Origin of the sequence: Sphingomicrobium aestuariivivum, assembly GCF_024721585.1 — a bacterium.
Lineage (GTDB): Bacteria > Pseudomonadota > Alphaproteobacteria > Sphingomonadales > Sphingomonadaceae > Sphingomicrobium > Sphingomicrobium aestuariivivum.
Map to the genome: position 1 here is coordinate 1,068,152 of NZ_CP102629.1, position 12,566 is coordinate 1,080,717.

Sequence of the window (12,566 nt, forward strand, 5' to 3'; positions counted from 1 at the left end):
TTCGGAGCCCGCCCTTTTTGTATTGGAGACCCGCATGACCGAACGCCGCACCCTCTATCCGATCGTGGAGCCTTACGAGAGCGGCCACATGGACGTCGGCGACGGTCATTCCATCTATTACGAGCGCGTCGGCACGCCCGGCGCCAAGCCCGCCGTCTTCCTCCATGGTGGCCCGGGTGGCGGCATCGGCCCCTCGCACCGCGGCCAGTGGAACCCCGAGAAATATGACGTCCTCCTGTTCGAACAGCGCGGCTGCGGGCGCTCCACCCCCTTCGCCAGCCTCGAGAACAACACCACGCAGGACCTCATCGCCGACATCGAGAAGCTCCGGACACACTGCGGCCATGACAAATGGCAGGTGTTTGGCGGCAGCTGGGGCTCGACCTTGAGCCTTGCCTATGCCGAGGCGCATCCCGACCGCGCCACCGAGATCATCCTGCGCGGCATCTTCTTCGGCGAGGACTATGAATATGGCTGGCTGTTCAAATATGGCGCCAGCGAGATCTATCCCGACGAGTTCGACCGCTTCCTCTCGGTCCTGCCGCCCGAGGGCCGCGACGATCCCATCACCGCCTTCCACCATATCCTGACGGGCGATGACGAAGCGAAGAAGCTCGAGGCCGCGCGCGCCTGGTCGCGCTGGGAAGCGGTGACCGTTACCCTGCTTCCCAACGAGGACGTGATGGCGCACATGCAGGACGCCGATCAGGCGATCGCGATGGCGCGGATCGAGAACCACTATATGCGCCACCACTGCTTCCTCGAGGAAGGCCAGATCCTGCGCGACGTCCACAAGATCCGGCACATCCCCGGCGTGATCGTGCAGGGCCGCCACGACAGCTGCACCCCGCCGCGCTCGGCGTGGGAGCTGAAGAAGGCCTGGCCCGAGGTCGACCTCCAGATCATCCCCGACGGCAGCCACAATTATGCCGAGCCCGGCATCCTCGACGGCCTCATCCGCGCCACCGACCGGTTCGCCGACCGATGAACGTCGGTGCCACCGTGGCCACGTCGGCCGCCACCACCGCCGCCATCGCGGCCGCGGCGCAGCAGAAAAAGGTGCTCGACACGCTGAAAGGCGCGGGTGCCCTGCGCCCCGCCGATGCGATCGCGCTCCGCACCGAGAAGAAGGGCGAGGCGCATACGGTCAAGGCGCTGCACAAGGCGGGCTTCATCGGCCGCACCGCCGGCGGGCATTATTATCTGACGCCAAAGGGTATCGAGCGACAGGAGGCCAAGCCCCCGCCGGCGGGCAAGGTGCTGCTCGTCATCGGCGTGGTGCTGATGGTCGCGCTCGGCATCATCGGCGCGGCGCTCGCCTTTTCCTAGAGGTCGGGCAGCGACTGGCGCGCCTCGCCCCAGCCGCCCAGCCGCTCGGCATGGACCAGCAGCTTCCCGAGGTCGGTGACATGCCAGTCGCCGCCGCTCGTCGCTGACGCAAGCTCGTCCCACGTCACCGGCACCGCCACCGGCGCGCCTTCCCGCGCCCGTGCCGAATAGGGCATCACCGCCGTCGCGCCGCGCTGGTTCCTGAGCCAGTCGATGAAGATCTTCCCGCCGCGCTTGGCCTTGCGAATGTTGGCCGTGAACTGGTCGGGTCGGTCCTGCGCCAGCGCCCGCGCGAAGCGTTCGGCGAAGCTTTTGACTGCTGGCCACTCGGCGCTGGCATCGAGCGGGGCGACGACATGCACGCCCTTGCCGCCGGTCAGCATCGGCCAGCTCTCCAGCCCCATCTCCTTCAGGATGTCGCGGACCGTGACGGCCGCTGCCTTCACCGCCTCGAAATCGAGCCCCTCGTCGGGGTCGAAATCGAACACCAGCCGGTCTGGCGCCTCCAGCGCGTGGTTGCGGCTGCCCCAGCCGTGGAATTCGATCGTCCCCATCTGCGCGCATTGGACGAGGCCCTTGGCGTCCTCGACCCACAGATAGTCCTCGATGTCGCCGTCCTTCTCGCGGATCGGCACCCCATGCACCGCATCGCCGAGAGCATCGGGACCGTGTTTCTGGAAGAAGCAGCTCTTCGCCCGCCCCTGCGGACAGCGCACCAGCGTCAGCGGGCGCCTTGCCGCATGGTCGAGCAGCAGCGGCGCGATGGCGGCATAATAATCGGCGAGCTGGCCTTTGGTGACGCCTGCTTGCGGAAAGATCATCCGGTCCGCGCTCGTGACCTTCACGCCCGTCGTCTCCGCGGTCGGCAGCGCCACCTCGCGCTTCACCTCCTTGGCGGGCTTGTCCGAACGCAGCCCGAGAAAGCTTGGATGTCGCAGCGTCCCCGCGCTCGTGAATTCGGCAAAGGCGATCTCGGCGACCAGCCTGGGCGTGACCCAATGCGCCTCCTGCGCCTCGCCCTTCGGCACCTCGAGCGGCGGCGTCTTGCGCGCGAGCCGCTCGAGTTTCTTTTTCAAGCCCACCATCGTCTCATGGTCGAAGCCCGTGCCGACCTTGCCCGCATAGCGCAGTCCCCCGCCCTCGTTCACCGCGAGCAGGAGCGAGCGAAAGGGCCGCGCCTTCTTGTCGCTATTGGCCCAGCCGACGATGACGAACTCCTGCCGGTTGATGCATTTCACCTTGAGCCAGTCGCGCGTGCGGCGGTGGCGATAGGGCGCATCGGCGCGCTTGGCGATGATCCCCTCCCCGCCTTCGCGGCACACCGCCTCGAGCATCGCCTCGCCCCCGCCCGCAACATGCTCGGCGTAGAAAAGCGGGCTCTCGGCCCCTTTCATCAACGCTTCCAGCCGCGCCTTGCGCTCAAGGTTGGTGAGGGCAGCGAGGTCCTCCCCCGCCTCCTCGATCAGGTCGAAGGCGAAAAAGACGATGTCCTTGCCGCCATGCTTCAGCGCCCGCTGCAAGGCGCCGAAATCGGGCTGGCCGTTCCTGCCCAGCACGACCGCCTCGCCGTCGACGAGGCAATTCTCGGGAAACTGCTTGCCCGCCGCCGCGACCAGCCCCGCGAACCGGTCGGACCAGTCCTTGCCATTCTTGGTCCACGCCACCCCCTCGCCGGTGTCGAGCAGGATCCGATAGCCGTCATATTTATATTCGAAGATCCAGTCCCCGCTCGTGGGCACATGGTCGCTGAGCGTCGCCTTTTGCGGCGGGCGGTAGCTCAAGAGGCCTTCTTCTTCGGCGCCGCCTTCTTCTGCGTCGTCTTTTTCGGCGCCGCCTTCTTCTTGCCCTTGCCCTCGTCGAGGCTCGCCTTCAGCGCCGCCATCAGGTCGACGACATTGCTGCCCGACGGTCGTTCCTCCTCGAGCGTGGCATCGCCGATCACCCGCTTGCCCTTGGCCTTCACCTTCTTGTCGATGAGGTCGCGGAGCGCCTCGACATAGCGGTCCTCGAACTTGCCCGCGTCGAAAGGCGCGGTCTTCTTGTCGATCAGGCTGGTGGCCAGCTCCAACAATTCCTTGTCGGGCTTGTCGTCACCGATTTCGCGAAAATAGCTCTCGGCCTTCCGCAATTCCTCCTCGTAGCGCAGCGTCTCGAGGATGAGCCCGCGCCCGCACGGCTTCACGCTCACCACATATTCGCGCCCGCGCATGGCGAGCTGGCCGATGCCGACCTTGCCCGCCTGCCGCAGCGCATCGCGCAGCACGATGAAGGCGTCCTCGGCCAGCTCGTCCTGCGGCACCACGAAATAGGGTTTCTCGAAATAGATGGCGTCGATCTCGCCCTGCTCCACGAACTGGATGAGCTCCAGCGTCCGCTTGCTCTCGAGCTTGACCGCTTCCACCTCCTCTGGCTCCAAGAGCACATATTCGCCCTTGTCCACCTCATAGCCCTTGACGATCTCGTCGCGATCGACCGGCCCGATGCCTGGCACCACTTTTTCATAGCGCACGCGCTGGCCCGAGGGCTCGTGGACCTGGTGGAAGCTCACCGTGCTGCCCGACTTGGTCGCCGGATAGATTTCCACGGGGATCGCCACGAGGGCGAGACGGATCTGGCCTTTCCAGCTCGCGCGTGCAGGCATGGGCAATTCCTTTCGAGAAGCTCAAAGCGCCGGACCGCGCGCCCGTTCCCGATTGACCCCGCCCGCCCGCCTTGGCTAAGAGCCTCGCTCGCGCTGGTTTGCGGGTATAGTTCAACGGTAGAACACTAGCCTTCCAAGCTAGATATACGGGTTCGATTCCCGTTACCCGCTCCATCGCGCCATTGGCGGTTGACAGGCGGCGCGCCACGCGCCAAATGCGCCGCCACTGCCTTACTCATCTGTGTGGACAGGTGGCCGAGTGGTTAAAGGCAGCAGACTGTAAATCTGCCCGCGCAAGCGTACGCTGGTTCGAATCCAGCCCTGTCCACCACCCCCCTCAAATCGCATCGTCGGACCGGCCATCGCGCCAACGCGCCCCGGCACGCTCGCGCCCCGCGCCAATCGTCCGGATCGCGCCCGAAATCGAGCGACAGATGGTGGGGATCGCCCCGACCTCATGAAGAGCCACGAGTCCCCTGCCACGCTGTCGTCAAAATGTGGCGAAGGGCGCGAGCTAGGCCCCGCCCGGGCATCGCCCGGCAAGGTCGCGTCGTTGTTTCGTAATCGAAACAATCGGCCTCCACTGGTACTTTCGAATCGCCGATTCGCATTATAGTTAAATTGGATTGGTGGTATGTTCCGTCAAATTCCGTTACGCTTGGTGGCTTATCGGACATTTGAAGAACCGTTCGGCCAGGAAAATGATGAGCGAGCAACTGAGGAGCGAGGACGAGGGCGTGGACGCGCGGCTCGACCGGCTGACCGATGGTCAGCGCGAATGCCTGCGCCTCGTCGCCGCGCATCACAGCTCCAAGGAAATCGCGGCAAAGCTGGATATTTCGCCGCATACGGTCGACCAACGCATCCGCATCGCGCTGCACACGCTGGGCGTCGCACGGCGCCAGCAGGCGGCGCGAATGCTGGCCGATCACGAGGCCGCGCCCGGCGAGAACCCGTATCAACGCTTGATACGTCAAAGCCCGCACATTCCCGCCGAGGTCGAACCCGCCCATTCCGGTCCGGCGATCGACAAACAGATTCGGCACGTCGATCGTGCAGGGGGTAGCGGGCCAGTATCGTCCAATACCGAGCAGGACGCTGCCAGTTTCCGCTACTCCCTGCCATTGCCGTTCGCCACGCGGCACCGTCCCCGCAACGACATGGGGATCGGCATGCGCCTCATGTGGATCGTGCTCATTGCCATTGGCGCGACCTTTGCGGCGGGGATGTTCATGGCCGGGCTCGAAAGTCTCGCCCGCCTGTTGTCCGGCTGATCTTTCACGGCGTTGCGACCGGGTCGCGCCTTGAGGAGATCAGATGATGCGCAAAGCCGCCATCCAGTCCGCCGCCTATGACGTCGCCACCCAGGTTCGCGCGGTCGAAGACCAGATCGAGAGCGCCATCGCTGCCATCGCCGAGCTGCAGGGTCGCATGATCCATGCCCGCAGCGTTGCCGGCATCGCCACCGCCACCGGCCACGAGGCCTTCGAAGAGGTCGCCGCATCGATCGGCGCGCTTGTCACCGCCCGCGGCGGCATGGCCAAGGCGCATATGGTGCTGAAAGACACCCAGGCCTTCGTGCCCGGACTTCGCGCCACCGGTTTCGGCGACCTTGGCGAATGCCCCGAGGAAAGCGCACCCGCCGGCTCCGCCGACCTGCGCGTCGTCGCGTGACCCGAGGAGGATTTGACCGGGTCGCATTGCCGTGCGACCCGGTTGCAAGACCATGCTGCCACCCATCCTCTCCGCGCTGATCCTGATCGCCATCTGCGGCTACGCCTTCGTGGCCGGCGGACGCGAGCACAAGATCGTGGCCGCCGTCTCGGCGACCGCCTCGATCGTCAGTGTCGTGGTGATGGGTCCGGTCGACCAGCGCTATGGCGGGGTCGAGCTCGGGGTGCTCATTGTCGACCTCGCGGTGCTCGCGGCCTTCGTCGCCATCGCGCTGCGCTCCGACCGCTTCTGGCCGCTCTGGATCGCGGGGCTCCAGCTCACCACCAGTTTCTCCCACGCCGCCAAGGCGGTGAACCTCACGCTCCTGCCGCAGGCCTATGCCGCGGCGGCGCGCTTCTGGGTCTATCCCATCCTGCTCATCCTGCTCATCGCCACCGTGCGCCACACCATGCGGCTGCGCGAGAGCGATGGGTGGCGAATGCAGCCGCCCGCCGGCTAGCGGACCATGCACGGGCGCGTTAAGAGCCTTGCCATGTTCAATCCGCTGGTTGCCGCCCTCATCGATGCGCTCGCCGACCCCGTGATCCTCGTCGAGGGGCAGCGGCTGATGGCGATCAACCGCGCCGCGCGCGACCAGTTCGGCTTCCGTCTCGCCAACTCGGACATCCGCCTCGCCATCCGGCACCCGCGCGTGCTCGCCGCCATTACCGCGGCGCGCCGCACCAGCCTCGAGGTCGAGGGCCTCGGCCGCGCCGACCAGCCCTGGCTCGTCGACGTCACGCCGATCGACGAGGATGTCGTCATGGTCCGCATGACCGACCGCACCGCCCATCGCGCGGCCGAGAAAATGCGCGTCGATTTCGTCGCCAATGCCAGCCACGAATTGCGCACCCCGCTCGCGGGCATCCTCGGCTATGCCGAGACGCTCGCCGAGGAAGGCGAGATGGACGAGGAGACGCGCCGCCACTTCGCCTGCACCATCGAATCCGAAGCCAAGCGCATGCTGCGCATCGTCACCGACCTCATGGCGCTGTCGCGGATCGAGGCCGACCGCTTCCTCGTGCCGCGCAAGGAAATCGACCTCGGCGAGCTGATCGAGAAAGCGGTCGAGGAAAACCACGCCCTCGCCGAGCGCCGCGACTGCGAGATCCGCGTTGAAGTCGAGGACGGGCTGCCGCCGGTGCGCGGCGACGAAGCGCAGCTCCTCCAGCTGGCCGACAATCTCATCGGCAATGCGATCCGCTACGGCTGCACCGAGGGCTGCGAGGCGGTGACCGTCGCGGTGCGCCGCTCGGGCCGCGACCGGCTGCGACTCAGCGTTGCCGACAAGGGGCCGGGCATCGCGCCAGAGCACCTGCCCCGCCTGACCGAGCGCTTCTATCGCGTCGATGCCGCGCGCAGCCGCAATTCGGGCGGCACGGGGCTCGGGCTCGCCATCGTCAAGCATATCGCCGAGCGCCATCGCGGCACGCTCAACATCGCCTCGGCGGTGGGCAAGGGCACGACCATCACTGTCGACCTTCCGGTCGCGCGCTAGGGCGCACGCCGCCCGACTGTCTTCAAAAAGCAGCCAACCGAGTCATCATATTGTCACGCGGCGGTCACACAGGCTGCCACAGAACCCCCTATTCGCCCGTCTCATACGCCGGGCCACGGGGGCCCGTCATGGGGAGAATCATACATGAAGAAAATGCTCCTGGGCGCCTCGCTTGCCGCCCTGCTCACCGCTTGCGGCTCGAACGGCGACAGCTCGTCGGCGACCGATATCAAGATCGTCGGTTCCTCGACCGTCTATCCCTTCACCACCGCGGTGGCCGAATCGTTCCAGCGCGCCAATCCGGGCACCAGCGTCTTCGTCGAATCGACCGGCACCGGCGGCGGCATGAAGCTGTTCTGCGCCGGCCTCGGTTCGGAGCATCCCGACATGGTCAACGCCTCGCGTCGCATGAAGACCAGCGAGTATGAGAACTGCCAGGCCGCGGGCGTCACCGACGTGGTCGAAATGGCGATCGGCATCGACGGCCTGACCCTCATCCACGCCGCGGGCGATGAAGAACTGACGCTGTCGAGCGAGCAGGTCTATCGCGCGCTGGCCGCCAACCCCTATGGCGGCGAACAGGCCGCTGAAAAGTGGTCGGACATCGATCCCTCGCTGCCCGACGCCAAGATCCTCGTCTTCGGCCCGCCGCCGACCAGCGGCACCCGCGACAGCTTCGTCGAGCTCGTCATGGAAGCCGGCTGCGACAACGAGACCGCCTGGGAAGGTTCGGATCTCGACGAGGACGCGCGTGACGTCGCCTGCACCAAGATGCGCGAAGACGGCGCCTTCGTCGAAGCCGGCGAGAACGACAACTTGCTCGTCCAGAAGGTCTCGGGCGAACCGGGTGCCCTCGGCATCCTTGGCTACAGCTTCCTCGAAGCCAATGCCGACAAGGTCCAGGCCGTGGCGCTCAATGGCGTGATGCCGACCCCCGAGACGATCTCGAGCCTCGAATATCCGGCCGCGCGCCTGCTCTACGTCTACGCCAAGGGCCAGCACGTTGCCGCCAAGCCCGCGCTCGGCGACTTCCTCAAGGCCTATAAGGCCGCGTGGCAGCCGGGTGGCCTGCTCTCGAGCCGTGGCCTCGTCGCCCTCGGCGACGACCAGCGTGTCGCCTCCGACACCGCCGCCGACGAACTGACCGTCCTCGACGGCAGCTCGCTCTAAGCGGCACAAAACAGAAGAGAAGACGGTTAGACGAAGATGAGCTTGTCCCTCGCAGCGTTGATGATCCTGGTGTTGGCGGCGGTTGCCGCCTTCACCGCCCGTTCGCGCGTCACGGCCCTGCGCCGTGGCGGCGAGCGGCTGCACAGCCTGCCGGGCTATCACGGCATCTACGTCTTCCTGTGGAGCGCGGTCCCCGCGCTCCTCCTTCTCGCCATCTGGAGCGTGGTGCAGGGCGGCCTCGTCGAACAGGCCGTCCTCGCCTCGCCCGCCGGACAGGCGCTGCCCGATTTCGACCTCCAGCGCGACGCCATCCTCGGCGAGGCGCGCAACATCGCGGGCGGCTACCAGACCACGGGCTTCTATCCGCAGTCCGAAGCGCTCGCCCCGATCTATGCCGAAGCCTCGAGCCGTTACGGCTGGATGGGCGCCGGCCTCGCCTTCACCGCCTTCATCCTCGGTGCCTTCTTCTCGATGCGCCGCATCGGCGTCAGCTTCCGCGCCCGCACCGGCGTCGAACGCTGGATGATGTGGGTGCTCGTCGGCGCCTCGATGATCGCCATCTTCACCACGCTCGGCATCGTCCTCAGCCTCGTCTTCGAGACCTTCCTCTTCTTCGAGAAGGTCAATCCGCTCGAATTCCTGTTCGGGACGCAATGGTCGCCGCAGACCGCGATCCGCGCCGACCAGGCCGGCTCCTCGGGCGCCTTCGGCTCGGTCCCGCTCTTCTGGGGCACCATCTTCATCGGCGCCATCATCGCCATGATCGTCGCCATCCCGCTCGGCCTGATGAGCGCGATCTTCCTCACCCAATATGCCCATGCCCGCGTGCGCGCCTGGCTCAAGCCGATCCTCGAGATCCTCGCCGGCGTGCCGACCGTGGTCTACGGCTATTTCGCCGCGCTGACGGTGGCCCCCGCGATCCGCGACTTCGCCGTGTCGGTCGGCATCCCTGCCAGCTCCGAAAGCGCGCTCGCCGCGGGTCTTGTCATGGGCATCATGATCATCCCCTTCGTCTCCTCGATGGCCGACGACTCGATCGCTGCCGTCCCGCAGGCGATGAACGACGGATCGCTCGCGCTTGGCGCCACGCGCTCGGAGACGATCAAGAAGGTCATCTTCCCCGCCGCCCTGCCGGGCATCGTCGGGGGCATCCTCCTCGCGGTCAGCCGCGCCATCGGCGAGACGATGATCGTCGTCATGGCCGCCGGCCTTGCCGCCAACCTCACTGCCAACCCCTTCAGCTCGGTGACCACCGTGACGGTCCAGATCGTCCAGCTGCTCACCGGCGACCAGGAGTTCGACAGCGCCAAGACGCTCGCCGCCTTCGCGCTCGGCCTCGTCCTCTTCCTCATCACGCTGGTGCTCAACCTCTATGCGCTCCGCGTGGTCCGCAAATATCGTGAAGCATATGAATAGTCCGCAAGAACAGACCCAGCCGGCAAAGCGCTGGTCGAGCGAGGCGATGCAAAAGCGCGTCGCCGCCCGCTATGCCGCCGAGCGCCGCTTCAAGCTCTTCGGGCTTGGCGCGGTCGCCATCTCGGTCGCCTTCCTCGCCTTCCTCCTGATCAACATGGGGCTGAACGGTGCCTCGGGCTTTACCCGCACCGAAGCGCCGCTGACGGTCGACCTGTCGTTCACCGAGGCCCCGCGCGAGGAAACGGGCAACCGCCAGCAGCGCGTGGGCCAGCTCCTCGCCGACGGCGCCATCGCCGGCCTCGTGCGCGATGCCGCGACCGAGCAATATGGCGAGGAGGCCAGCCGCCTCTTCTCCGACGGCGCGGTCATCGAGCTCGCCGAGACGCTGGTCGACGAGCCCGAGCTCGCCGGCACCAGCCCGACGCTGTCGCTCCCCGTCGCCTCCGAGGTCGACCTTGCCCACAAGGGCGAGGGCACGGCCGAAGGCGAAGCGCTTGCCGCGATTGCCGAGGAAAAGGGCGAGCTCAGCCGAGCCTTCAACTGGACCTTCCTCACCGCCTCGGATTCGACCGACCCCAGTGCGGTCGGCGTCTATGGCGCGCTCAAGGGCTCGCTGCTGACGATCCTCGTGACGATGGCGCTGGCCTTCCCCATCGGGGTGCTGTCGGCGGTCTATCTCGAGGAATTCGCGCCGCGCAATCGCTGGACCGACATGGTCGAGGTGTCGATCAACAACCTCGCCGCCGTGCCCTCGATCATCTTCGGCCTCCTGGGCCTGGCGGTGTTCCTCAACGTCATGCACCTGCCGCGCTCGGCCCCGCTGGTGGGCGGCCTCACGCTGGCGCTCATGACCATGCCGGTCATCGTCATCGCCGGCCGCAACGCCATCAAGGCGGTGCCGCCCTCGATCCGCGATGCCGCGCTGGGCGTCGGCGCTTCCAAGATGCAGGTCGTGTTCCACCACGTCCTGCCGCTCGCGCTGCCCGGCATCCTCACCGGCACCATCATCGGCATGGCCCGCGCGCTGGGCGAGACCGCCCCGCTGCTGCTCATCGGCATGCGCGCCTTCATCGCCTCGCCGCCGTCGGGCATCACCGACAAGGCGACCGTGCTGCCGATGCAGATCTTCCTCTGGTCCGATGAAGTCGATCGCGGCTTCGTCGAGAAGACCTCCGCCGCCATCATCGTGCTCCTGCTCTTCATGCTCGCGATGAACGCCCTCGCCATTTACCTGCGCAACCGCTTCGAGCGCCGCTGGTAGGGATAAAGATATGAACGACACCACCACCCAGACCGCCGCCACGACCAACGCGACGACCCCCGCCATCCCCAAGATGCGCGCCGAGGATGTCAGCGTCTTCTACGGCGAGAAGCAGGCGATCAAGGACGTCTCGATCGAGATCTTCGAGGACAAGGTCACCGCCTTCATCGGCCCGTCGGGCTGCGGCAAGTCGACCTTCCTGCGCACCTTGAACCGTATGAACGACACCATCCCCGCGGCCCGCGTGACCGGCCTCATCGAATTGGACGGCGAGGACATCCACGCCCCCTCGATGGACGTCGTCCAGCTGCGCGCCCGCGTCGGCATGGTGTTCCAGAAGCCCAACCCCTTCCCCAAGTCGATCTACGAGAATATCGCCTACGGCCCGCGCATCCACGGCCTGACGACCAACAAGTCGGAGATGGACGGGATCGTGGAAAGCTCGCTGCGTCGTGCCGGCCTGTGGGACGAGGTCAAGGACCGCCTCGATGAAAGCGGCACCGCTTTGTCGGGCGGCCAGCAGCAGCGCCTGTGCATCGCCCGCGCCATCGCGGTCGATCCCGAGGTGATCCTGATGGACGAGCCCTGCTCGGCGCTCGACCCCATCGCCACCGCCAAGATCGAGGAGCTGATCCACGAACTGCGCGGCCGCTATGCGATCGCCATCGTGACGCACAACATGCAGCAGGCCGCGCGCGTCTCGCAGCGCACCGCCTTCTTCCACCTCGGCAACCTCGTCGAATATGGCGACACCGGCCAGATCTTCACCAACCCGACGCAGCAGCGCACGCAGGACTATATCACGGGCCGTTATGGTTGAGCCGGGCGACAACGAACCCTTTGTGTCGGCGCACACGATCAAGGCCTTCGACGAAGACCTCGACCAGCTGCGCGCGCTGATCAGCGAAATGGGCGGCCTCGCGGAGCACCAGATCCGCGAGAGCATGCGATGCCTCACGCAGCGTGACGTCGCCGGCGCGCGGCAGGTCGTCGCCGACGATGCGCGCATCGACGAACTCGACCGCCAGACCGAGCAGCGCGCGATCCAGACCATCGCCCTGCGCGCGCCCATGGCGGGCGACCTGCGCGATGTCGTCGCCGCGCTGAAGATCGCCACCGTGGTCGAACGCATCGGCGATTATGCCAAGAATATCGCCCGCCGCGTCGAGCAGCTCGAGGGGGCCCCCTCGATGGAGCCCCTCTCGCTCATGCCCGAGATGGCGCGCATCGCCACCGAGATGGTGCACGACGTCCTCAATGCCTTCGTCGAACGCGACGCCGAGACCGCGCTGCGCGTGGCGCGCCGCGACCAGGCGGTCGACGATTTCTACAATTCCATCTTCCGCACCCTGCTCACGCACATGATGGAAGACAGCCACAACATCGGCCACGCCACCCAGCTCCTGTTCGTCGCCAAGCATCTCGAACGGATCGGGGACCACGCCACCAACATCGCCGAGATGGTCTATTATGCGGCTACCGGCGGGATGATGAGCGACAAGCTCGACCGAGACGATACCGTCTGAACCTGAACGACA

Annotated in this window: 13 protein-coding genes, 2 tRNA genes and 1 pseudogene; 14 read left to right on the plus strand and 2 right to left on the minus strand. The window is 66.5% G+C overall.

Going from position 1 to position 12,566, the window contains the following annotated elements:
- The first annotated feature begins 34 nt into the window (after positions 1-34).
- Both pip and NUW81_RS05620 read left to right on the plus strand, forming a co-directional pair.
- Entirely contained in the window at positions 35-988 is a 954-nt protein-coding gene (gene pip / locus NUW81_RS05615; protein ID WP_245111313.1) for a prolyl aminopeptidase, read from the plus strand.
- Positions 985-1,329 (plus strand): hypothetical protein, encoded by a 345-nt coding sequence (locus NUW81_RS05620; RefSeq protein WP_245111315.1) that lies wholly within the window; start codon positions 985-987, stop codon positions 1,327-1,329. Before pip ends, NUW81_RS05620 begins: the two co-directional genes overlap by 4 nt.
- Here NUW81_RS05620 and ligD read toward each other — a convergent pair.
- A complete protein-coding gene (gene ligD, locus NUW81_RS05625; RefSeq protein ID WP_245111318.1) occupies positions 1,326-3,110 on the minus strand; it encodes a DNA ligase D in 1,785 nt (594 codons plus the stop codon). The genes NUW81_RS05620 and ligD overlap by 4 nt on opposite strands.
- Entirely contained in the window at positions 3,107-3,970 is an 864-nt protein-coding gene (ku, locus tag NUW81_RS05630; protein ID WP_245111321.1) for a non-homologous end joining protein Ku, read from the minus strand. The genes ligD and ku overlap by 4 nt, the downstream gene beginning before the upstream one ends.
- Before the next feature lie 100 nt (positions 3,971-4,070).
- Here ku and NUW81_RS05635 point away from each other — a divergent pair.
- From NUW81_RS05635 to phoU, 12 genes and pseudogenes are all read left to right on the plus strand, one after another.
- Positions 4,071-4,144: transfer RNA gene (locus NUW81_RS05635), tRNA-Gly, on the plus strand.
- 71 nt (positions 4,145-4,215) lie between these two features.
- Positions 4,216-4,301: transfer RNA gene (locus NUW81_RS05640), tRNA-Tyr, on the plus strand.
- A gap of 370 nt (positions 4,302-4,671) precedes the next feature.
- On the plus strand, positions 4,672-5,244 hold the full coding sequence (locus tag NUW81_RS05645) for a helix-turn-helix domain-containing protein (RefSeq protein ID WP_260508538.1): 573 nt from the start codon (positions 4,672-4,674) through the stop codon (positions 5,242-5,244).
- Positions 5,245-5,287: 43 nt separating this feature from the next.
- The gene (locus NUW81_RS05650) at positions 5,288-5,644 is read left to right on the plus strand and encodes a hypothetical protein (protein WP_245111326.1); all 357 of its coding nucleotides are present in this window, start codon (positions 5,288-5,290) and stop codon (positions 5,642-5,644) included.
- A gap of 52 nt (positions 5,645-5,696) precedes the next feature.
- Positions 5,697-6,143, plus strand: a complete 447-nt coding sequence (locus tag NUW81_RS05655; protein WP_245111328.1) for a hypothetical protein — start codon at positions 5,697-5,699, stop codon at positions 6,141-6,143.
- Between the two features lie 348 nt (positions 6,144-6,491).
- Positions 6,492-6,680, plus strand: a pseudogene (locus NUW81_RS12050) (histidine kinase dimerization/phospho-acceptor domain-containing protein); the annotation flags it as partial.
- Entirely contained in the window at positions 6,669-7,181 is a 513-nt protein-coding gene (locus NUW81_RS12055; RefSeq protein WP_376741964.1) for a sensor histidine kinase, read from the plus strand. The pseudogene NUW81_RS12050 and the gene NUW81_RS12055, both read left to right, overlap by 12 nt.
- A gap of 144 nt (positions 7,182-7,325) precedes the next feature.
- Entirely contained in the window at positions 7,326-8,351 is a 1,026-nt protein-coding gene (locus tag NUW81_RS05665) for a substrate-binding domain-containing protein (RefSeq protein WP_245111333.1), read from the plus strand.
- 36 nt (positions 8,352-8,387) lie between these two features.
- Complete coding sequence (gene pstC / locus NUW81_RS05670) at positions 8,388-9,767, plus strand: phosphate ABC transporter permease subunit PstC (protein ID WP_245111336.1); 1,380 nt, start codon at positions 8,388-8,390, stop codon at positions 9,765-9,767.
- Complete coding sequence (gene pstA / locus NUW81_RS05675) at positions 9,760-11,028, plus strand: phosphate ABC transporter permease PstA (RefSeq protein ID WP_245111339.1); 1,269 nt, start codon at positions 9,760-9,762, stop codon at positions 11,026-11,028. Before pstC ends, pstA begins: the two co-directional genes overlap by 8 nt.
- Before the next feature lie 10 nt (positions 11,029-11,038).
- Positions 11,039-11,848, plus strand: coding sequence for a phosphate ABC transporter ATP-binding protein PstB (gene pstB / locus NUW81_RS05680; RefSeq protein WP_280638872.1), 810 nt, complete (start codon positions 11,039-11,041; stop codon positions 11,846-11,848).
- A gap of 22 nt (positions 11,849-11,870) precedes the next feature.
- Positions 11,871-12,554, plus strand: a complete 684-nt coding sequence (gene phoU / locus NUW81_RS05685; protein ID WP_245111341.1) for a phosphate signaling complex protein PhoU — start codon at positions 11,871-11,873, stop codon at positions 12,552-12,554.
- Positions 12,555-12,566 lie beyond the last annotated feature (12 nt).

What these genes read in the sequence shown, in the direction of transcription:
- pip (WP_245111313.1), top strand. Translation starts at nt 35, where the DNA reads ATGACCGAACGCCGCACCCTCTATCCGATCGTGGAGCCTTACGAGAGC.
- NUW81_RS05620 (WP_245111315.1), top strand. Translation starts at nt 985, where the DNA reads ATGAACGTCGGTGCCACCGTGGCCACGTCGGCCGCCACCACCGCCGCC.
- ku (WP_245111321.1), bottom strand. Translation starts at nt 3,970, where the DNA reads ATGCCTGCACGCGCGAGCTGGAAAGGCCAGATCCGTCTCGCCCTCGTG.
- NUW81_RS05645 (WP_260508538.1), top strand. Translation starts at nt 4,672, where the DNA reads ATGATGAGCGAGCAACTGAGGAGCGAGGACGAGGGCGTGGACGCGCGG.
- NUW81_RS05650 (WP_245111326.1), top strand. Translation starts at nt 5,288, where the DNA reads ATGATGCGCAAAGCCGCCATCCAGTCCGCCGCCTATGACGTCGCCACC.
- NUW81_RS05655 (WP_245111328.1), top strand. Translation starts at nt 5,697, where the DNA reads ATGCTGCCACCCATCCTCTCCGCGCTGATCCTGATCGCCATCTGCGGC.
- NUW81_RS12055 (WP_376741964.1), top strand. Translation starts at nt 6,669, where the DNA reads ATGGCGCTGTCGCGGATCGAGGCCGACCGCTTCCTCGTGCCGCGCAAG.
- NUW81_RS05665 (WP_245111333.1), top strand. Translation starts at nt 7,326, where the DNA reads ATGAAGAAAATGCTCCTGGGCGCCTCGCTTGCCGCCCTGCTCACCGCT.
- pstC (WP_245111336.1), top strand. Translation starts at nt 8,388, where the DNA reads ATGAGCTTGTCCCTCGCAGCGTTGATGATCCTGGTGTTGGCGGCGGTT.
- pstA (WP_245111339.1), top strand. Translation starts at nt 9,760, where the DNA reads ATGAATAGTCCGCAAGAACAGACCCAGCCGGCAAAGCGCTGGTCGAGC.
- pstB (WP_280638872.1), top strand. Translation starts at nt 11,039, where the DNA reads ATGAACGACACCACCACCCAGACCGCCGCCACGACCAACGCGACGACC.